This is a genomic window from Acinetobacter lwoffii (genome assembly GCF_049367455.1).
GTDB classification, from domain to species: domain Bacteria; phylum Pseudomonadota; class Gammaproteobacteria; order Pseudomonadales; family Moraxellaceae; genus Acinetobacter; species Acinetobacter lwoffii_W.
This window is the reverse complement of sequence record NZ_JBMPXW010000001.1, coordinates 935125-954499: the sequence shown is the minus strand read 5'-3', so window position 1 is coordinate 954499 and position 19375 is coordinate 935125. Positions and strand designations below refer to the sequence as shown.

At 45.4% G+C, this 19375-nt stretch carries 22 protein-coding genes; 21 read left to right on the top strand and 1 reads right to left on the bottom strand.

The annotated features are described in order from the left end of the window. The first annotated feature begins 40 nt into the window (after window positions 1–40). The 13 genes from ACO1B7_RS04620 (at window position 41) to ACO1B7_RS04560 (ending at window position 12354) form a co-directional block, all read left to right on the top strand. Complete coding sequence (locus ACO1B7_RS04620) at window positions 41–1318, top strand: glycosyltransferase family 4 protein (RefSeq protein ID WP_004278362.1); 1278 nt, start codon at window positions 41–43, stop codon at window positions 1316–1318. A 20-nt stretch (window positions 1319–1338) separates the two neighbouring features. Continuing rightward, window positions 1339–1890, top strand: coding sequence for a phosphatase PAP2 family protein (locus ACO1B7_RS04615; protein ID WP_004278361.1), 552 nt, complete (start codon window positions 1339–1341; stop codon window positions 1888–1890). 87 nt (window positions 1891–1977) lie between these two features. Further along, window positions 1978–2178: a Fe-S cluster assembly protein IscX gene (gene iscX, locus ACO1B7_RS04610; RefSeq protein WP_423089856.1), complete on the top strand. Its 201-nt coding sequence runs from the start codon at window positions 1978–1980 to the stop codon at window positions 2176–2178. A gap of 110 nt (window positions 2179–2288) precedes the next feature. Further along, window positions 2289–2720 (top strand): nucleoside-diphosphate kinase, encoded by a 432-nt coding sequence (gene ndk / locus ACO1B7_RS04605; protein WP_004647460.1) that lies wholly within the window; start codon window positions 2289–2291, stop codon window positions 2718–2720. A 122-nt stretch (window positions 2721–2842) separates the two neighbouring features. Then, a complete protein-coding gene (rlmN, locus tag ACO1B7_RS04600) occupies window positions 2843–4078 on the top strand; it encodes a dual-specificity RNA methyltransferase RlmN (RefSeq protein WP_004278358.1) in 1236 nt (411 codons plus the stop codon). Window positions 4079–4092: 14 nt separating this feature from the next. After that, the gene (gene pilW / locus ACO1B7_RS04595; protein WP_005261820.1) at window positions 4093–4893 is read left to right on the top strand and encodes a type IV pilus biogenesis/stability protein PilW; all 801 of its coding nucleotides are present in this window, start codon (window positions 4093–4095) and stop codon (window positions 4891–4893) included. Then, window positions 4884–5675 carry a helix-turn-helix domain-containing protein gene (locus ACO1B7_RS04590; protein WP_262466553.1) on the top strand — a complete coding sequence of 264 codons (792 nt, stop codon included), beginning with the start codon at window positions 4884–4886 and terminating at the stop codon, window positions 5673–5675. The genes pilW and ACO1B7_RS04590 overlap by 10 nt, the downstream gene beginning before the upstream one ends. A gap of 23 nt (window positions 5676–5698) precedes the next feature. Beyond that, a complete protein-coding gene (gene ispG / locus ACO1B7_RS04585; RefSeq protein WP_004278355.1) occupies window positions 5699–6820 on the top strand; it encodes a flavodoxin-dependent (E)-4-hydroxy-3-methylbut-2-enyl-diphosphate synthase in 1122 nt (373 codons plus the stop codon). Between the two features lie 3 nt (window positions 6821–6823). Continuing rightward, window positions 6824–8119: a histidine--tRNA ligase gene (gene hisS, locus ACO1B7_RS04580; protein WP_262466552.1), complete on the top strand. Its 1296-nt coding sequence runs from the start codon at window positions 6824–6826 to the stop codon at window positions 8117–8119. Window positions 8120–8149: 30 nt separating this feature from the next. After that, window positions 8150–8848, top strand: a complete 699-nt coding sequence (locus tag ACO1B7_RS04575; RefSeq protein ID WP_004278352.1) for a YfgM family protein — start codon at window positions 8150–8152, stop codon at window positions 8846–8848. Beyond that, window positions 8845–9993, top strand: coding sequence for an outer membrane protein assembly factor BamB (gene bamB, locus ACO1B7_RS04570; RefSeq protein ID WP_253146960.1), 1149 nt, complete (start codon window positions 8845–8847; stop codon window positions 9991–9993). Before ACO1B7_RS04575 ends, bamB begins: the two co-directional genes overlap by 4 nt. Before the next feature lie 168 nt (window positions 9994–10161). Further along, window positions 10162–11571 (top strand): ribosome biogenesis GTPase Der, encoded by a 1410-nt coding sequence (der, locus tag ACO1B7_RS04565; protein ID WP_004278348.1) that lies wholly within the window; start codon window positions 10162–10164, stop codon window positions 11569–11571. A 138-nt stretch (window positions 11572–11709) separates the two neighbouring features. Beyond that, complete coding sequence (locus tag ACO1B7_RS04560) at window positions 11710–12354, top strand: 4'-phosphopantetheinyl transferase family protein (RefSeq protein ID WP_044109975.1); 645 nt, start codon at window positions 11710–11712, stop codon at window positions 12352–12354. Window positions 12355–12377: 23 nt separating this feature from the next. On the opposite strand, the gene ACO1B7_RS04555 is transcribed toward ACO1B7_RS04560, so the two are convergent. After that, a complete protein-coding gene (locus ACO1B7_RS04555) occupies window positions 12378–13148 on the bottom strand; it encodes an SDR family oxidoreductase (protein WP_278357266.1) in 771 nt (256 codons plus the stop codon). A gap of 91 nt (window positions 13149–13239) precedes the next feature. Here ACO1B7_RS04555 and mazG point away from each other — a divergent pair, with 91 nt between their 5' ends. The 8 genes from mazG (at window position 13240) to ACO1B7_RS04515 (ending at window position 19374) form a co-directional block, all read left to right on the top strand. Beyond that, complete coding sequence (gene mazG, locus ACO1B7_RS04550) at window positions 13240–14052, top strand: nucleoside triphosphate pyrophosphohydrolase (RefSeq protein ID WP_423089855.1); 813 nt, start codon at window positions 13240–13242, stop codon at window positions 14050–14052. Then, window positions 14012–14434: a ComEA family DNA-binding protein gene (locus ACO1B7_RS04545; RefSeq protein WP_148334714.1), complete on the top strand. Its 423-nt coding sequence runs from the start codon at window positions 14012–14014 to the stop codon at window positions 14432–14434. The genes mazG and ACO1B7_RS04545 overlap by 41 nt, the downstream gene beginning before the upstream one ends. 136 nt (window positions 14435–14570) lie before the next feature. Continuing rightward, window positions 14571–16043, top strand: a complete 1473-nt coding sequence (pcnB, locus tag ACO1B7_RS04540) for a polynucleotide adenylyltransferase PcnB (RefSeq protein WP_423089854.1) — start codon at window positions 14571–14573, stop codon at window positions 16041–16043. Beyond that, entirely contained in the window at window positions 16040–16525 is a 486-nt protein-coding gene (gene folK / locus ACO1B7_RS04535) for a 2-amino-4-hydroxy-6-hydroxymethyldihydropteridine diphosphokinase (RefSeq protein ID WP_423089853.1), read from the top strand. The genes pcnB and folK overlap by 4 nt, the downstream gene beginning before the upstream one ends. Window positions 16526–16578: 53 nt before the next feature. Then, on the top strand, window positions 16579–17388 hold the full coding sequence (gene panB, locus ACO1B7_RS04530; protein ID WP_004278337.1) for a 3-methyl-2-oxobutanoate hydroxymethyltransferase: 810 nt from the start codon (window positions 16579–16581) through the stop codon (window positions 17386–17388). A 1-nt stretch (window position 17389) separates the two neighbouring features. Further along, window positions 17390–18238, top strand: coding sequence for a pantoate--beta-alanine ligase (panC, locus tag ACO1B7_RS04525; RefSeq protein WP_004647479.1), 849 nt, complete (start codon window positions 17390–17392; stop codon window positions 18236–18238). 18 nt (window positions 18239–18256) lie between these two features. After that, window positions 18257–19108 carry an RNase adapter RapZ gene (rapZ, locus tag ACO1B7_RS04520; protein WP_423089852.1) on the top strand — a complete coding sequence of 284 codons (852 nt, stop codon included), beginning with the start codon at window positions 18257–18259 and terminating at the stop codon, window positions 19106–19108. Then, window positions 19105–19374 (top strand): HPr family phosphocarrier protein, encoded by a 270-nt coding sequence (locus tag ACO1B7_RS04515; RefSeq protein WP_016806787.1) that lies wholly within the window; start codon window positions 19105–19107, stop codon window positions 19372–19374. The genes rapZ and ACO1B7_RS04515 overlap by 4 nt, the downstream gene beginning before the upstream one ends. The last annotated feature ends 1 nt before the right edge of the window (window position 19375 follow it).

Sequence of the window (19375 nt, the reverse complement as noted above, 5' to 3'; positions counted from 1 at the left end):
TTCTAAGATTGAATAAAATATAACGATATAAGAGTGTTTAATGAATCTGCTCAATTATCCAACGCAGTTTGAACAACGATCGAATAAATTATTCAAATTTTCTTTCAAAAATCAGAACCTCAATCCTAAATTTCAACATAACTATTCAATTCAAACACTAATCCGGCCCCCTCTAAAAATCGCCATTGTGACAGATACGTGGGCGCCAGAAATTAATGGTGTTGCACATTCTTTATTGCAACTGTGTAAGGGCTTGCAGCAACAAGGCAACTCCATTTTTTTAATACGCCCAGAACAGTCCGAAAGTTGTCAGGATTTTCGACCTGATCAAGAGTGTTTGGTTCGAGCGCAGTCGATTCCTAAATATTCAGGTTTACAATTTGGCTGGCCGCAACTGATCAAACTCAGTAAAGCTTTAAAAAAAGCCCAAGTCGACATTGTGCATATAGTCACTGAAGGGCCTTTGGGTTTTGCTATGCTCCAACTGGCGCGTTCATTACAGATTCCTGTTTCCAGTGGCTTTCACTCGGCCTTTCATGATTTTAGTCGCTTCTTTGATTTAGCGTTTTTAATGAAGCCTGTACAACATTATTTACGATGGTTTCATAACAATACTCAACTTACCTGTGTACCGAGCCAAGATACTGCAGATGCCTTGCATCGATTAGGTTTTAGTTGTCCATTGGTGGTGGTGGGACGAGGTGTGGACCATAGTCGATTTTCTCCCTCACATTATCGAGCAAAACTGAGACAACAGTGGCAAGCAGATGAACATACCCGCGTGATGCTCTATGTCGGACGGCTATCTCCTGAAAAAGAAGTGGATGTTTTAATTTCTGCCTATCGTTCGATGTTGGCTATGGATGCACGAACGAAATTGGTCATTGTGGGTGATGGGCCTGATCGTGAACGACTAATGCAACTGGCAAAATCCCTAGATGTTATTTTTATGGGAAGTTTAAGTGGTCAGGCTTTATCGGAAGCCTATGCCAGTGCGGATGTCTTCTGTTTTGCCAGTCAGGTTGAGACCTTTGGTAATGTGGTTTTGGAGGCGATGGCTAGCGGATTGCCTGTGATTGCTTATGATTATGCTTGTGCAAACTTGCATGTGCAGCATGGTGAAACGGGATGGTTGAGTAGACTTGGACATCAGCAGGGGTTGATCCAGCAGATGCTCGGATTGCCTGATCAGCAAAAATTGCAGCAGATGGGTGCGCAAGCACGTAAAAAAGCCGAAAAAGTAGGCTGGCAATATCCGGTCCGGCAATTTGAACAGGCACTGTATTCACTGATACAGCATCAGGAATACAGGATATAAAACAAGAAAGGAGCACCAGTGTGAAACTCCAGAATGTAAAGATTAAATTTTTAGAAATCGATTTGAAAGGCTGTGTTTATCTGAATCATTTTTCGCATTCAGTCCGTATTGCCACTTTTTTTAAAATGATTAGCCGCTTAGGAAATGGTGCATTTTGGTATTTCATGCTGATACTGGTTTGGATCATGCAAGGCTTGATCTATACCGTGCAGATTGTTTATCTGATTTTGGGAAGTACTATAGGTACTATGATTTACAAGGTGCTTAAAATCAAAACTGTACGACCACGTCCTTATCAGGTACATCAAGTGATCCGTTTGGGTGAGCATCCACTGGATCATTTCAGTTTTCCTTCCGGGCATACCTTGCATGCCGTGATGGCAACCACCGTTTTAGGTTATGTCGCACCTTTATTACTGATGCTGATGTTGCCTTTTACGGTTCTGGTCGCAGTGTCCCGAATGGTGCTGGGATTGCATTATCCAAGTGATGTGGCAGTTGGCGCAATTCTGGGTGGCATGATGGCAATTGCCATTGTCCTGACCGCGCCTTATCTGAATATTGTGCTGTAAAAATAAGTGAAAGCCGGAGCAAAGGCTCGCAGATTTTCACAGATTTGTTAAAGTACAGCATCAAAGCAATTATGGTGAGAAATAGAGATGGGTTTACGTTGGACTGACACGCTCGATATCGCGATTGAACTCTATGAAGCGCATTCAGATGTGGACCCGCAGTGGATTCGTTTTACTGATTTACATGCCTGGGTGTGTGCTTTGCCTGAGTTTGAAGATGATCCAACCAAGTCGACTGAAGGTTTGCTTGAAGCCATTCAAATGGCATGGATTGACGAGGCACGCTAAGGCCTCATCTTAAAAAAGCATTTTTTTACAGATGAAAAGCAGAAAAATGCGCGTTATCTCGGTATAATGCGCCAAATTTTCATGTCAACAATTGACTTAAGGAGCCTATCATGGCTATCGAACGTACTTTATCTATCGTTAAACCAGACGCAGTTGCTAAAAACCACATCGGCGACATCTTTGCTCGTTTCGAGAAAGCTGGTCTTCAAATTGTTGCAACTAAAATGAAACATTTGACTCAAGCTGAAGCTGAAGGCTTCTATGCTGAGCACAAAGAACGTGGTTTCTTTGCTGACCTAGTTGCATTCATGACTTCTGGTCCAGTTGTTGTTTCAGTTCTTGAAGGCGAAAACGCTGTTCTTGCTCACCGTGACATCCTTGGTGCGACGAATCCTAAAGAAGCTGCTCCTGGTACTATCCGTGCAGATTTCGCTGTAAGCATCGATGAAAACGCTGCTCACGGTTCTGACTCTGTAGCATCTGCTGATCGTGAAGTTAACTACTTCTTCGCTCAAACTGAGATTGCTCCACGTACTCGTTAATTCGCAGTATTCAAGCCAGATAAGTGTTATTATACTTATCTGGTTTTTTTATTCTCTGAATAATTCTTTGCTCACATATTGAGCTTCTCCTTTCATCTTTAGACATGGTTTAGGTAATACACATGAGTACTGAAGCAGTCGCTGTATCAGCAGTTTCTGAGCCACAGCAACACACTCCATCCGCTCCAGCACAGGCAAATACTGTCGAGAAAGTGAATTTACTTGGCATGTCACGTCCGCAAATGGAAAAATTCTTTGAGGACATGGGTGAGAAGAAGTTTCGTGCCGGGCAGGTGATGAAATGGATTCATCAGTTCTTTGTGACTGATTTTGCTGAAATGACCAATATTTCCGGCAAACTGCGTGAAAAACTGGAAAAGATTTGTGAAATTAAAGCGCCTGAAGTGGTGCATAAAAACTATTCTAAAGATGGTACCCGTAAATGGGTATTCCGTGTTGGCGACGGTGAAGGTTCCCTCGTCGAAACCGTATTGATTCCTGCTGAACATCGCAGTGGTTTACGTCGCACTTTGTGTATTTCTTCACAAGTGGGCTGTGCACTGGACTGTTCATTCTGCTCAACCGGTAAACAGGGTTTCCAGCGTGATTTGACTCAAGCCGAAATTATCGGTCAGCTCTGGATGGCGAACTATTCCTATATGGAAGATGTGCCTGTACTTGAGCGTGAACGTTCAGTCACGAACGTGGTGATGATGGGCATGGGCGAGCCATTGCTCAACTACGATGCAGTATTGAATTCAATGCGTATTATGCTGGATGACTTTGCATACGGCATGTCAAAACGTCGTGTGACTTTATCGACTTCTGGTGTTGTGCCGAAAATCGATCAGATGGTCAAAGATATTGACGTGGCGCTGGCTATTTCATTGCATGCGCCAAATGATGAACTGCGTAATGAGCTGGTGCCGATCAATAAAAAATATCCGCTTGAGCAGCTGATTGCAGCATGTCAGCGTTATATTGCCAAAGATGGTAACGAAAGTTCACGTAAGCATGTAACCATTGAATATGTGATGTTAGATGGCGTGAATGACCATCCTGAACATGCCCAGCAAATGATTAAGCTGTTGAAGAATTTGCCAAGCAAGATTAATTTGATTCCTTTTAATCCGTTCCCGCATGCGCCATATGGCCGCTCAAGCCGCAACCGGATTATTTCTTTCCAAAAAACTTTGTCTGATGCCGGTTTTGTGTGTACGATTCGTCAGACACGCGGTGATGACATTGATGCCGCGTGCGGACAGTTAGTCGGACAAGTTGCTGACCGTACCCGTCGTGCGGAACAGTGGAAAAAGAAAATTGCGCAATCGAATGAGATCATGCGCTCACAAGGATAATAAGAGGTCGCCAGTTGAGAAATCTAACATCAAAGTTTGCTTTGATTTCAACAGTATGTGTGTCTTTGGTTTTAGTCGCGTGTCAGACGCCAGATTTGGGTCAGAAAGATCCTGAAAAGGCCACCAAAGTCCGTACCCAATTGGCGGTAGAATATCTGAGAACAGGTGACCTGGATGCAGCCAAACGTGCGCTGGATCAGGCCCTTGAGACTACTCCGCGTGATTCTCAAGCAAATATGATGATGGGCGTGCTACTGCAACAGGAAGGTAGTAAGCTTAATCTCGAAAAAGCAGATCATTATTTCAAGCGCGCGATTTCGGCAGATCCGAAAAATGCGCAGGCACGAAATAATTACGGCACTTATTTATATCAGCTTGAACGCTATAATGATGCGATCGAGCAGTTTCAAATTGCTGGTGCCACGTTGGGTTATGATCAGCGATTCCGCGCACTGGAAAATATGGGGCGGATTTACCTGAAACTGGGTGATACAGCAAATGCTGAAAAATCATTCAAACAGGCGCTGCAAGCCAATCGCGATTCTTATATTTCAATGTTAGAGTTGGCAGAAATATTTTATTTGAACCAGCAGTTCCCGGCGGCGACACAAATGTATCAACAGTTTGTGCGTGGTGTGGGGCAGAAAAATCAGGGTGCCCGTGCACTCTGGATTGGCATTCGCACTGCGCGTGCCGGAGGTGATCAGTTGGGTATGCAGGTATTGGTCAACCAGTTACGTGCACTTTTTCCTGAAAGCCAGGAATACCAACGTTATTTGCAATTACAGTACAGTACTGAGGCCGTATGGAAGTAAATCCTAATTCACCATCGAATCATTCGAGCGTAGCTCCAAATGCGTTAGGAAATATTCAACGTCCGGGCGAGTACTTGCGCCAGATTCGTATCAATCAGCAGCGCAATCTGGAAGATGTAGTGAAAGAGCTGAATATTCCGGTCAAAACCCTGACTGCACTGGAACAGGATGAATATAAGTCTTTGCCTGAAGCGACCTTTATCAAAGGTTATTACCGGACTTATGCCAAATTTCTGGGTGTAGATGCGTCTAGTATTATTCAGCGTTTTGATGAAATCTATACCAATGATACCGGGTTGCTGCCGAATCATGCCCTGAACAATTCTCCAATTAAAATTATGGGGAAATTACCAGGTTCCAAGCGTGACCGTAATCGTAAGTGGTTAAAGCGCATTTTTATTACGCTGGTACTTTTGCTGATTTTGGGCGCACTGTTTGCCATGATTCAGAACTGGTCGAGCAGTAATTCCCAAAATAGCAGTGAAGTCTCTGGAGTAGGCGCTTCTAATGTCGAGATTCTGAATCTGGATACAGGTGCCGCACTTTCCGGTGATCAGCTGAAACTTGATTTTAACCGTCCGACTTCGGTGCATATTGTCGACTCGGCGGGTAATGTTCTGGCAACTGGCCGTCAGGCATCGAGCTTGCAACTGAATGGTGAAGCGCCATTCCAGATTCGTCTGGATGATGCATCGGCTGTATCACTCAGTTTAAATAATGAAAATATTTCATTGTCACCCTACACTGTGAACGGAAAAGCAGAATTCCGTTTATCACCTTAACAGATCAAGAGTAGAGCAGAACGATGATCGTAAATCCAATTAAACGTCGTCCAACACGTAAAATTCGTGTGGGTTCAGTTTATGTGGGTGGTGATGCACCAATCAGTATCCAGTCGATGACCAATACTGAAACCTGTGATGTAGCAGCTACGGTTGCTCAGATCCAGCGCTGCGTCGATGCAGGCGCGGACATCATGCGGGTTTCTGTGCCTACCATGGAAGCGGCGGCGGCATTTGGTGAAATTCGCAAGCAGGTCAATGTACCTTTGGTGGCGGATATTCACTTCGATTATAAAATTGCTTTGGCAGTTGCCGATTTGGGTGCAGACTGCCTGCGGATTAACCCGGGCAATATCGGTTCTGAAGCGAAAATTCGTGAAGTCGTGGCCGCGGCACGTCATAACGACATTTCCATGCGGATCGGTGTCAATGCCGGCTCCCTGGAAAAAGATATTCAAAAGAAATATGGCGAGCCGACTGGTCAGGCTTTGCTTGAATCTGCGATGCGCCATATCGATATTCTAGACCGTCTGGATTTCCAGGAATTCAAAATTTCAGTCAAAGCCTCGAATGTGTTCCTGACCATGGATGCGTATCGTTTGCTGTCACAGCAAATTGATAATCCGCTCCATCTGGGTGTCACAGAAGCAGGTATTTACCGCACCGGTTCGGTTAAATCTGCCATCGCTTTGGGTGGCCTGCTGATGGAAGGCATCGGGGATACCATGCGTATTTCCTTAGCTGCCGAGCCTGAAGAAGAAATTAAAATTGGTTTTGATATTCTGAAATCGCTGGGTCTGCGCTCCAACGGGATTAACTTCATTGCCTGCCCAAGCTGTTCACGTCAGGAATTTAATGTGATTTCCGTGATGCAGCAACTTGAAGAGCGTTTAGAAGATATTCGTACCCCAATGGATGTCTCGGTCATTGGCTGTAAAGTGAATGGGCCGGGCGAAGCCAAAGAAGCGGATATTGGTGTCGTAGGTGCAGCACCACGTTCACTGGTGTACCGTAATGGTGAAAAGAGCCATTTAATTGACACGAATCAACTGGTTGATGAAATCGAGACTATGGTTCGTCAACGTGTTACCGAGCTTGAAGAAGCTAAATCTAAAGAAATTATTCGTACAAGTTTTCCTGAGTAGATCATGAGTTCAATCGTCGCAATCAAAGGTTTTAATGACATTCTCCCAACGCAAACCCCAGCTTGGAGACGTCTTGAACAGCATCTATCCGCTTTGATGGATGCTTATGGCTATCAACAAATCCGTTTGCCAATCGTTGAACAAACAAGCTTGTTCAAACGTTCAATCGGTGATGCAACCGATATCGTTGAAAAAGAGATGTATACCTTCCTCGACAAGGGTAATCCGCCTGAGTCATTGACGCTACGTCCTGAAGGGACGGCGGGTTGTGTGCGTGCCATGCTGGAGCATAACCTGCTGCGCGGTGCGACGCCTCGCGTCTGGTATATCGGACCCATGTTCCGTTATGAAAAACCGCAAAAAGGCCGTTACCGTCAGTTTCACCAGTTTGGTGTGGAAACCTTTGGTGTTGCGACTCCAGACATGGATGCAGAACTGATTCTGATGACGGCGCGTCTGTGGAAACGTATGGGTGTGGCAGACAAGGTTCAGCTTGAGTTAAATACACTCGGTGAGTCGGATGAACGTGCAGCATATCGCGCAGCATTGGTTGAATTTTTAGAGTCGCATAAAACCGATCTGGATGAAGATTCTCAGCGCCGTCTGACCACGAATCCACTGCGTATTTTGGATTCTAAAGATGCCAAGACACAAAGCATCTTGGAAAATGCACCGAAACTGCATGACTTTATGGGTGAAGAAACTCTGGCACATTTTGCCCAGTTACAGCAGTATTTGACTGATGCAGGCGTGAGCTTCGTGATCAATCAAAAGCTGGTACGTGGTTTGGATTACTACAACAAAACTGTTTTTGAATGGACCACAACCCATTTAGGTTCACAGGGTACGGTATGTGCCGGTGGCCGTTATGACGGTCTGGTAGGGCAACTTAAAGGCAAGCCTGATCAATCTGTCCCTGCGGTTGGTTTTGCTATGGGTATCGAGCGTTTATTGCTTCTGCTGGAACAGGTTGAAGACAATACCCCGACACGTGATTGTGAAGTCTTCCTGGTGGCTGAGCCGGCTTCTCAAGGTAAAGCTTTGGTCATTGCGGAGCAGATCCGTGATCAGCTTGAAGCAGCAGGCAGTCAGGTTCGTCTGAAAGTAGGCTCACAGGGTTCAATGAAATCGCAAATGAAAAAGGCCGATCAAGCCGGTGCTTTGTATGCGGCGATTTTGGGTGAACGTGAACTGGAAGCTCAGGCGTTTACTGTGAAAGAGCTGGCAACCGCAGAGCAATCGAATGTACCATTTACGGACTTCGTTGCATTTTTTAGTACTAAAATTTCTTCAAAATAATCGATAAAACATTAGGAAAAGGGTAATCTCATGAGCGCAATGAGTGGTGATGAACAGTTTGAAAGCTTAAAATCCTTTACGAAGAAATATGGTTCTTCGATGATTACCGGGATTTTAATTGCGCTGATTGCCTTTTTTGGATGGGAATATTGGCAGAAGAAAAACTTGGCAGAGTCGCAAATGCACACTGCCAAGGTTCAGCAGTTGATGGATGATGCGCAGGCATCGAAAGGTGATGGTTTTGCCAAGTTGTCTGAAGCTGCGGACAAGATTGTCAAGGAAGCACCTGATTCAGCTCAGGCGATTCAGACCCAGCTAGTGATGGCGAAACTGGCTTATGACAAAGAAGATTATGCTGCGGCCGAGAAAGCGCTACAGAAAGTTGAAAACTCGAAAGTAGATGATAAAGGCCTGGTTCAGGTCGTCAAACTTCGTCTGGCCTATGCACAACTGGCACAGAAAAAATATGATGCTGCATTGAAAACTTTAGAAGCAGTCACTGAGCCTGCATTTAAAGCAACTGCCGATGAAGCACGTGGCGATATCTATGTTGCCAAAAATGATATTGAAAATGCTAAAAAAGTATATCAAAGTGCATGGGATGCTTTGATCGAACGTAAAGAAGAACGTCAGATTTTACAAATTAAGCTCGAAAGCGTAGGCGTATTGGTCGATGATCCGGAAATCGAACGCCCAATTATAGAAACACAAGCGGAAGAAGCTGAATGAATAGAAAATACAAAATTACCTGTGCCTTGACTGTTTTAACGCTTGCATTGGCTGGCTGTGCAGGTAAAACCAATAAAGTTCCAGAAGTAAAACCGAATCCACTTCCAAAACTGACCCAAGCCAAAACACTGGTGCCCGTATTTTCTACCAGTGTGGCTTCGACAGATGCTGCTGATCCGTTGCGTTTACGTCTGGATGCAGATAATGGTGTGGTCTTTGCAATTGATCCGAAAGGCGAAGTGTCTGCATTTAAAGGCAAACAGCGTCTGTGGCAGAAAAAAGTCAGCAAAGACAATTTAAGCTCTGGCGTTGAAGCTGCCGAAGGTCTTGTTGTCGTTGGCAACCAGAAAGGCCAACTGTTTGCGCTGGATCAGCAAACCGGCGAGCAAAAATGGACTGCGCAATTGACGGGTGCTTTACTGGCACCTTCATTAATTCATGCTGGTCGTGTCATTAGTGTCAGCAATGATGGCACCGTATATGCGCATGAAATTGCGACGGGTGCACAAGTTTGGACTTATAACTTACCTAATGTACAATTCAGCCTGCGTGGTATGGCTGCACCGGTTGCATTAGATGCCCGTAATGTACTGATTGCATCTTCCAATGCTTATATCTATGCACTGGATGCCTTAAGTGGTGTGCCAAAATTACAGCGTCGTGTCGCAGTGTCGGATGGACGTTCTGATATCCAGCGTCTGGTTGATATTGACGGGGAACCGGTCGTTGCAGGCCAGTTTGTGGTGACTACCAGTTATCAAGGTCAGGTGACTGTGCTGGATTTAGCTTCACAACAGGTGGTCTGGAGTAAAGATGCCAGCAGTATCCAGCGTCCAGAAGTCGTGGGCAATGGCGTATTTGTGGCGCAAACCGATGGCAAAATCAAAGCCTTTGAGATTACCTCGGGTCAACTGCTTTGGGAAAATGACCAGCTGTTGAATCGCAAGTTAAGTAATCCGGTGATGCTGGGTACTGACCTTGTAGTCGGTGATCTGGATGGTGTCTTGCACCTGATTGATCCGCGTACTGGACAGATTACTGGTCGTTCGAAAACTTCTGGGGAAGTACGTAGCTTACGCGTCATCGACAACCAGCTTTATGTTTCTACACGCAAGGGCGCATTAAGCATTTGGCAGAACCGTTAATTTTAACGAGCCTTATGCTAAACTAGCCACAACCGTATTTTTGTGAACGCGGGGTGATTGAAAAATCAATGCCCCGTGTTTTTATTTAGGGTATTTCCCCCTTATATCTTCCTATACTTTCTGATGTTCAGGCCACTTTGACGCCTGATATTGAATAAAGGTTACTCTATGAAACCCGTAATTGCGCTCATTGGTCGTCCGAACGTCGGAAAATCAACGCTGTTCAACCAGATTACCAAGAGCCGTGACGCATTGGTGGCAGACTTTGCAGGTCTGACACGCGACCGTAAATATGGCGATGCAACTTATCAAAATAAATCTTTCATTGTGGTCGATACTGGCGGTATTGGCGAAAATGAAGGTGGGATTGACTCGTACATGGCAGAGCAGTCCAAGACTGCTATTCATGAAGCCGACATCATCATTTTTGTGGTTGATGCGCGTGCCGGACTGCTGGCTTCTGATGAACAGATTGCCCGTGAATTGCGTACTTTAGGCAAAAAAGTCTTTCTGGTGGCCAACAAAGTTGATGGCGTACATGCTGAAGCTGCCCTGGTTGAATTCTACAAACTGGGTATGGGCGAGCCGCTACAAGTGGCAGCCAGCCATGGTCGTGGTGTTCAGCAGATGCTGGAAGATGTACTTGCTGATGTACCGGAAGATGAAAATCCGGAAGAGCATGACAAAAACACGGGTCTGCGTTTAGCGATTATTGGTCGTCCGAACGTCGGTAAGTCAACGCTGGTGAACCGTTTGCTCGGTGAAGAGCGTGTGGTGGCATTTGACCAGCCGGGTACAACACGTGACTCGATTTATATTCCATTCGAGCGTGATGGCCGTCAATACACCCTGATTGATACTGCAGGGGTGCGCCGTAAAGGTAAAGTTGATGAAATGATTGAGAAATTCTCGATTGTTAAAACTTTACAGGCAATGAAAGATGCCAACGTAATTGTTGTTGTGGTTGATGCGCGTGATGGTATTGTTGAGCAAGATTTGCATTTGATTGGCTATGCGCTTGAAGCGGGTCGTGCCATGGTCATTGCAGTCAACAAATGGGATAACATGACTGAATATGATCGTAAGCAATGTAAGCTCGATGTAGAGCGTCGCTTCGATTTTATTCCATGGGCCAAAGTACATTTGATTTCTGCATTGCATGGAACGGGTGTGGGCGATCTTTATCCATCGATTCACCGTGCTTATGATTCATCTCGTTTGAAAGTGTCACCAGCAAAAATCACCCAGATTTTAAATGATGCGACAGATGCCCACCAACCGCCGATGGTTCAAGGTCGTCGTATTAAAATGCGTTATGCGCATATGGGTGGACAAAATCCGCCAACGATCGTGATTCATGGTAACAAGGTGGATAAAACTCCTGCGGATTATCGCCGTTACCTGGAAAATGTGTTCCGTAAAGTGTACAAGCTTGAAGGTACGCCGATTAAAATCGAATTTAAAACTTCTGAAAACCCGTTTGAAGGCCGTAAGTCTCAAGTGGATGAGCGTGCAGCTGCGCGTAAACGTCGTTATGTACAGAAGTTCAAGAAAGCCGAGAAGAAATTTAAACGTTAATTCTATAGTTTAAATTTTTCGGATAAAAAGCCTGCGTAAAGCGGGCTTTTTGTTTTGAGAAAATAATGAATTTCTCTCCCAATAAAAGTGTGAATTCTTTTACACTCAAATCAATTGATATCTTTTTAATGGATTCACGTGGCTCGGCTGATTCAAATTCATCTGCATCAACTTTCTGATCTGACTTGTCATTCGTTGTCAGACCGCAAAACCCAGGTTGCCGAACGGAAACGCGAAGTGGCGTGTTTGCGTAATCAGCTTTTATCCCAATCTTTTGAATTGCCAGTTAGCGATCAACAGGTGGTGCGGACGAATTTCGGCAAGCCTTATTTAAATGACTATCCGGATTTCAGTTTTAATCATAGTCATAGTCAAAATTTCTACGCCTTGGCCACGAGCAAGCAAGTTCAGAATTTAGGAATTGATATTGAAGAACTGAATCGTAAAGTCCGTTTTGAAGCCTTGGCACAACATGCCTTTCATCCCGAAGAATTAAAATATTGGAAAATGCTGGCTTATGATCCCGAATACTGGTTTAAAGTCTGGACCACCAAAGAGGCGGTGTTAAAGGCATCAGGCTTGGGAATCCGGATCAACCTGAATGAACTGAATACTAATCTTCATCCTGAGCAAAATGGCGGGCGCTGCGAACACCCAGAGATTGGCGTCTATGCCTATCAAAATTATACGCTTACTGGCTGCATGCTCACCGTGGCCTGGCAAAGTGAGGATTCCTGCAAGGGATTGAGATTTCCTGTTATCCAGATTCATCACACTGTCTAAAACAGAATCAACCCAAATATTTTTTATTTTCTAGAAATGATCAGATTACTCAGCCGATTCACAAATTGTGGACTCATCCGCGATAAATGAAATAAAAACTGGCTTTTGAATCCGACCGGATGATGCGTTGCCTGCCATATTGAATCTTTGAGCTGTGCCAGTTTCAGAATATCTCGTGCAACATCTTCTGCTTTTAAATGCACGCCCATTTTTTTAATACTTTCTGACTGCATATCTTTGACCATGGCCGTATTAACGAAAAGTGGCATGACATCCAAGACTCGAATCCCATAGGGTTGCCACTCAATATCCAGACTTTCAGTCAGGCCACGCACTGCAAACTTGCTGGTGGAATAACTGCTTAAATCGGCCTGGCCATAAATCGCCGAAGCTGAAGATAGATTAATGATGCGGGCAAATGCAGACTCTTTTAAATAAGGGAAAGCGGCATGACAGCCGTTCATGACTCCTTTAACATTAATATCCAGAGTCCGATGATGTGCCGTAATATCAGTTTCTTCAAAAGGGCCTGAATATAAAATCCCAGCATTATTGACCAGAATATTGATTTCACCTGCCCAAGCTGAAAATTCGGCTAAAGCTGTTTTCCAGGAAGTATAGTCAGCCACATCGAGAAAACCGGCTTTGGCATGTTCGCCCAGTTGCTGGGCCAGTTGTTCTGCCTGCTCCACCTGAACATCATAAATGCCTACCTTGTAGCCGTGCTGGTAAAATAGGGCGGCCGTCGCGGCACCAATTCCTTGTGCTGCACCGCTAATCAATATACTGTGCATGTGCCTGATCTCCTTATTGTCTTTTTTTTGAGCATAACAAGAAACTGGCAGATTGACGCGACTATTTGGTAAAAAAAAGAGGTTTTTAAACATGGAACAATTACTCCAGGTCATGCGCGAATTACGTGAAAAATGTCCATGGGATCAGCAACAGACCCCCGAATCTCTGACCAAATATGCCATTGAGGAAGCTTACGAAGTCGAAGCGGCAGTCCGCTCTGGAAAAGTCGACGATGTCCGCGATGAGCTGGGTGATTTGCTGTTACAGGTAGTGTTCCAGTCGCAAATGTACAGTGAGCAGGGGGCTTTCGATTTTCAGGATGTTGTACAGGCCATTACCGATAAACTGGTTCGCCGTCATCCACATGTGTTTCAAGCTGAACAGTTTGCGCAGCTCAGCCCAGAAGATGTGTCTGAGCTATGGAAAGAAATCAAACAGCAAGAAAAACAGGGTAAGCCGCGTTCACGCCTGGATGATATTAAACATGCATCTGCTTTGGTGCAGGCCGATGAAATTCAAAAAAATGTCGCCAAAATCGGGTTTGATTTTCCCGACATGGCGGGTGCTTATGCCAAGCTGGAAGAAGAACTGGCTGAATTAAAAGAAGCGGTAGCCGGACAAAATTCCGATGAAATACAGGAAGAATTTGGCGACTGCTTATTTTCTCTGGTGAATGTTGGCCGTAAACTTGGCATTTCCAGCGAGATGGCATTATTGGGGACGATCCATAAATTCCGGACCCGCTTTGCCTTGATGGAAGATCAGGCACAATTACAACAATTAGACTTGGAAAAGCTGTCACTGACTGAACTTGATCAGCTCTGGGAACAGGCTAAATTAGAATTAAAACAAAGAGCAGCACATGAAAAAAATACCTTATCGAATCGATCCGACGTGGATTAATCTCCTTCTGAGTTGCTGGCTGGGCTTTATTTCTATCGGGACTGCGCATGCAACTGCGACCGATTATATGGAATGGAAGACCCAGCAACAGCAACATGACGCTCGCCTGAAGAAAAAAGCTGCCTCCACGGCTTCATCAGAAAGCAATCACTATCTGGCGAAGCCTGCATTATCGGCATCTTCTGCTGCTGATAAAATCAGTTTAAATAATGCAACTGTGGAGCAATTACAGCAGCTAAATGGTATTGGTCAAAAAAAGGCTGAAGCAATTATTGAACATCGGCAAAAAAACGGAAAATTCAAAAGCATTGAAGAGATCCAGCTGGTCAAAGGCATTGGACCGGCATTATTTGCCAAAAACAAGGCCAAATTGGCCTTGTAAGGTGATAGCATGGATCATGACTAGCTGATTGATTTGACTCGCAGGATTGACATAATCAAATTGCCCTTTAGTCGTGTAAGCGATATGATTAGCGTCATCTTAGAATTTTACGTTCAGACGTAGGAGACAGCGTCTTTTGCAAACTTTGCGCGCGTCAAAATGTGGTTTATCAACCGCTCAATTACCTTCTTATATTCTCGATGTGATTGATGCCTTAAACAAGGCAGGCTATGAAGCTTATATCGTGGGTGGTGGTGTTCGAGATCTGATGTTAGGTTTGAATCCTAAAGATTTCGATGCAGTCACCAATGCAACCCCGGCTCAGGTCAAGGAAGTTTTCGGACGGCGTTGTCGAATTATCGGACGACGTTTCGAACTGGCGCATGTCTATTCAGGGCGGGAACTGGTTGAAGTGGCAACCTTCCGTGCACCACCAAAAAAAGCAGTGACCTCGGCCGCGGGGATGATTCTGCGTGATAACAACTGGGGCAGCATCGAGCAGGATTTTGCCCGCCGTGATTTCTCCATCAATGCAATGTACTACCAGCCGCGTAAAAGCATTGTGCTGGATTTCTGCAATGCAGTGGATGATATCCACAGCAAAACCTTACGCTTACTCGGTGATCCGACTTTAAGATTTGAAGAAGATCCGGTGCGGATGCTGCGAACCTTACGTTTTGCGGCCAAACTGAATTTTAATATTGATGAAGCGATTCTGGATGTCTTTACGCCGGAAATGACCCAGTTGCTGCGTGATGTTTCTCCACATCGACTTTATGATGAATCACAGAAACTGTTCACCATGGGACACCTGAACCGTGTCTTGCCCATGCTGATTGATTTCGGCATCTGGCAGCAGTTATTTGCAGATATCAAGCCTGAAATTACGCCGTTTATGGAACGCGCTGCGAAAAATACCGATCAGCGTATTTCTATCGGCAAGACCATCAACCCGGCATTTTTCTATGCGGTATTGTTATGGCAGCCATTCCTCGAGCGTTGTGAATTTTATTTGAATAAAGGCGTGGTAGCGGCCGAAGTCCGTGCCCAAGCCGGTCTGGATGTGTTAAAACGTCAGGCGACTCGTACTATTATTCCACGCTTTGCGGAAACCTTTATTCGTGAAGTCTGGGAAATGCAAACCCGTTTGTTGAATCCAAAACCACAGCAAATCGAGGCTTTGTCCAGCCACGCGCGTTTCCGTGCCGGCTTTGACTTTTTGCTGCTGCGTGAAAAATCAGGTGATGCGACTGCCCAAGGCATGGGCAGCTGGTGGGATGCTTACCAGCAAATGAGCGGTGACGAGAAAGAAAGGGCCATTAGCCAGTATAACCGTCAGCGTGCCAAGAGCCGCCGCAAGGCGAGTCAAGAAGAACATCTGGAACAGAAACTGACCCAGCAGCAAGATCTCGCTGAGATTGAGCCGTTAGTGAATGAACCTGAACCACGCAATCGTCGTGTGCGTAAAGCCAAGTTTGAAGACAAGGCGAAACCTCTGTCGCATGTGGCAGCCAGTGCCAGCGGTGAAATTGGCGCAGATCATCCGATTATGAAACGTAAGCGGGTAAAACGTGATCTGAGCCAGGTGGTGTTTGGACCAACACAATGATCGTGACGTATATTGGCCTAGGCAGTAACCTAGGCGATTCACGCCAGATTCTGGCAGAAGCTGTACAGAAACTGGCGACCTTGGGGCAGGTGAAAACTTCGCATCTGTATCAAAGTCCACCGATGGGACCACAGGATCAGCCGAACTATCTGAATGCAGTGGTGCAGTTAAATACCGATCTGGCCGCTTTAAGCCTGCTGGATCGTTTGCAAGCCTTTGAGCAGGACGCAGGTCGGGTACGTTTACGTCATTGGGGCGAACGTACGCTGGATCTGGACTTGCTGCTCTACGGCAATGAGCAGATTCAAAATGAACGCTTAACTGTGCCGCATGTTGGTGTATTAGAACGTGATTTTGTCCTGCTTCCACTTCTGGATATTGATCCTGAAATACAGGTTCATGGACACAGATTAAAAGACCTAGACATCGTCACACAGTCGACCCTCGCGGTACTCGATGACAGCAACTGGGCAAATATTTAATTTTTAAGTGATGGTAGCTTCGTCAGAACTTTCAAGCATAGAGGAACATTTTCATGGTCAGTCTGAGTGATTTAAGACGCTTTAAAGCAGATGGACGCAAATTTTCATGTCTGACTTGCTATGATGCCAGTATGGCCAAAGCCATGGAAATTGCCGAAGTGGACAGCATTTTAATTGGCGATTCTCTGGGAATGTCAATTCAGGGCCGTGATTCGACTTTGCCGGTTACGGTTGCAGATATGGCTTATCATACGGCTGCGGTACGCCGTGGTAACCAGCATGCCTTTATCATGACTGACTTGCCATTTATGAGCTATGCCACCTTGAATGATGCCTTGCAAAGCTCGAAAACCGTGATGCAGGCCGGCGCGCAAATGGTCAAGATGGAAGGCGGCGCATGGTTGGCAGAAACCGTGCAAGTGCTGACACGTAACGGCATTCCGGTGTGTGTGCATTTGGGTCTTACTCCGCAGTCGGTACATGTGTTTGGCGGTTATAAGCTGCAAGCTCGTACTCGTGAAGCGGCCGATCAGCTCATTGCGGACTGTAAAGCAGTAGTAGAGGCGGGTGCTGCACTATTGTTACTCGAATGCGTACCGGCACAGCTTGGCCAGGAAATCACCGAACTGTTTCCGCAGATTCCGGTGATTGGCATTGGCGCGGGTGCAGCCACTGACGGACAAGTATTGGTGGTTCAGGATATGTTGGGCCTGACCTTTGGCCACACTGCAAAATTTGTACGTAATTTTATGCAAGAACAATCGGGTGCGACCGCCATTCTAGATGCTTTTAAAGCCTACCATGCTGCAGTTTTAGATGGATCTTTCCCGGCACCAGAACAAACTTTTCAGGTTGAATTGTAAGATGAAAACAGAAACCACTATTCAGGGCTTAGCGGCATCCTTAAATCCGGCGCGTACCAGTCGCAAGATTATCGGTTTTGTACCGACCATGGGCAATCTGCATCAGGGGCATTTAAACCTGGTGCGTGAAGCGCGTAAGTTGTGTGATGTAGTGGTGGTCAGTATCTTTGTCAATCCGATCCAGTTTGGACCCAATGAAGATTTTGATAGCTATCCGCGCACGCTTGAGCAGGACCAGCAGCTTTTGGCAGAGGTCGGTTGTGACATCGTTTTTGCGCCGACGGTTGAGCAAATGTATGGTAAAAAACCGCGTCTGACCAATATCAGTGTTTCTGACATTACCAATGATTTATGTGGTTTACAGCGTCCCGGTCATTTTGATGGTGTGGCGGTGGTGGTGACTAAATTGTTTAACATCGTACAGCCGAATTACGCCTTCTTTGGCCAGAAAGATTATCAGCAATTGGCGGTCATTCGTCAGTTTGTACAAGATCTGAATATTCCACTGGAAGTAATTGGTGTGCCGATTGCCCGTGCAGAAGATGGCCTGGCTTTAAGTTCGCGCAATGGTTATTTAAGCGAAGAGCATCGTGCAATCGCACCGGTCATTTATCAAAGCTTGCAAAAGGCTGAACAGCAATTACAGGCAGGCGTGGAACTGGATACGGTATTGGCGGAGCTTCGCCAGACTTTAACCGATGCTGGATTTGTAGTGGATTATATTGAAGCCAGAACTCCAGAATTACAAAAAATTCATACGTTTAATCAAGATCTTGTGTTATTTATAGCTGCAAAGTTGGGGAATACACGTCTGATCGATAACCTGCAGGTTAAATACACTGCCGGCTAAGATGAAAGGGTAGCATGCATGAAGCGCATTTTAATCGTCACGGGACAATCTGGTTCGGGGAAATCATCTGCATTACAGGTGCTTGAAGATCTGGGTTATTACTGTATTGATAATCTGCCTTTGGCATTGCTTCCCGAAATCGTGGCCAAACTGGACAGTGAAAATAATCTGGAACAGTTGGCGCTGGGCGTCGATGTGCGCAGTACCCGGGCAGATTTACAAGAATTTGATCATGTATTTGAGCAGCTGCAACAGCATGGTTCGGTCGATATTATCTATCTGACCACGCAGGATCAGGAGCTGATTGCCCGCTTTAGTGCTTCGCGTCGGCCGCATCCTCTGGCGTCACGCTTTAAAAGTCTGAATCAATGCATTCAGGAAGAAAAAATCCTGTTGATGCCGATTCAGTTGCGTTCTACAGTTCATATCGATACTACCGATAAAAGCGTACATGACCTGAAACATACCTTATTGTCCAAGCTGGGACAGGCCGATATCCTGATCCTGATTCTGCAATCCTTTGGTTATAAGCATGGCATTCCACTGGATGCCGATTATGTCTTTGATGTCCGGCATTTGCCAAATCCGCATTGGGAACTGGAACTGCGCAAATTTTCAGGGCTAGATCAGCCGGTGCAGGCGTTTTTACAAAAGAGCGATCAGGTCGAGGACATGTTCAATGATCTGTATCATTTTCTGGACAAGTGGTTGCCGACCTTTGCCGAAGGGCATCGTCATTATATGACCGTGTCGATAGGTTGTACCGGTGGTCAGCATCGTTCTGTTTATATTGTGGATAGACTAAAAAAAGCCCTTGAGGCAAAATGGTCTATTCAAGTCCTCCATCGAGAAATGAAGCACTGGTCATGATTGATACGACAGTTGACGTAATTAATAAATTGGGTTTACATGCACGCGCATCTGGTAAACTGATAGAAGTTACCACCAAATTTCGTTCCAGTATTCGGATTGGCAAGGCTGACAAATTGGTAGATGCCAAAAATATCATGTCATTGCTCATGCTTGGTGCAGGCAAAGGAACAACTTTACGCTTAGTGATTGAAGGAGCAGACGAGGACAAAGCCTTATCTGAAATTCAGGCACTATTTGCAGCAAAATTTTATGAGGCAGATTAAT

Coding starts and splice junctions, on each gene's coding strand:
- panB (WP_004278337.1), top strand. CDS start 16,579: ATGGTCAGTCTGAGTGATTTAAGACGCTTTAAAGCAGATGGACGCAAA.
- ACO1B7_RS04555 (WP_278357266.1), bottom strand. CDS start 13,148: ATGCACAGTATATTGATTAGCGGTGCAGCACAAGGAATTGGTGCCGCG.
- ACO1B7_RS04590 (WP_262466553.1), top strand. CDS start 4,884: ATGGAAGTAAATCCTAATTCACCATCGAATCATTCGAGCGTAGCTCCA.
- rlmN (WP_004278358.1), top strand. CDS start 2,843: ATGAGTACTGAAGCAGTCGCTGTATCAGCAGTTTCTGAGCCACAGCAA.
- ACO1B7_RS04620 (WP_004278362.1), top strand. CDS start 41: ATGAATCTGCTCAATTATCCAACGCAGTTTGAACAACGATCGAATAAA.
- hisS (WP_262466552.1), top strand. CDS start 6,824: ATGAGTTCAATCGTCGCAATCAAAGGTTTTAATGACATTCTCCCAACG.
- folK (WP_423089853.1), top strand. CDS start 16,040: ATGATCGTGACGTATATTGGCCTAGGCAGTAACCTAGGCGATTCACGC.
- ispG (WP_004278355.1), top strand. CDS start 5,699: ATGATCGTAAATCCAATTAAACGTCGTCCAACACGTAAAATTCGTGTG.
- ACO1B7_RS04545 (WP_148334714.1), top strand. CDS start 14,012: ATGAAAAAAATACCTTATCGAATCGATCCGACGTGGATTAATCTCCTT.
- iscX (WP_423089856.1), top strand. CDS start 1,978: ATGGGTTTACGTTGGACTGACACGCTCGATATCGCGATTGAACTCTAT.
- bamB (WP_253146960.1), top strand. CDS start 8,845: ATGAATAGAAAATACAAAATTACCTGTGCCTTGACTGTTTTAACGCTT.
- panC (WP_004647479.1), top strand. CDS start 17,390: ATGAAAACAGAAACCACTATTCAGGGCTTAGCGGCATCCTTAAATCCG.
- ACO1B7_RS04515 (WP_016806787.1), top strand. CDS start 19,105: ATGATTGATACGACAGTTGACGTAATTAATAAATTGGGTTTACATGCA.
- mazG (WP_423089855.1), top strand. CDS start 13,240: ATGGAACAATTACTCCAGGTCATGCGCGAATTACGTGAAAAATGTCCA.
- ndk (WP_004647460.1), top strand. CDS start 2,289: ATGGCTATCGAACGTACTTTATCTATCGTTAAACCAGACGCAGTTGCT.
- der (WP_004278348.1), top strand. CDS start 10,162: ATGAAACCCGTAATTGCGCTCATTGGTCGTCCGAACGTCGGAAAATCA.
- rapZ (WP_423089852.1), top strand. CDS start 18,257: ATGAAGCGCATTTTAATCGTCACGGGACAATCTGGTTCGGGGAAATCA.
- ACO1B7_RS04575 (WP_004278352.1), top strand. CDS start 8,150: ATGAGCGCAATGAGTGGTGATGAACAGTTTGAAAGCTTAAAATCCTTT.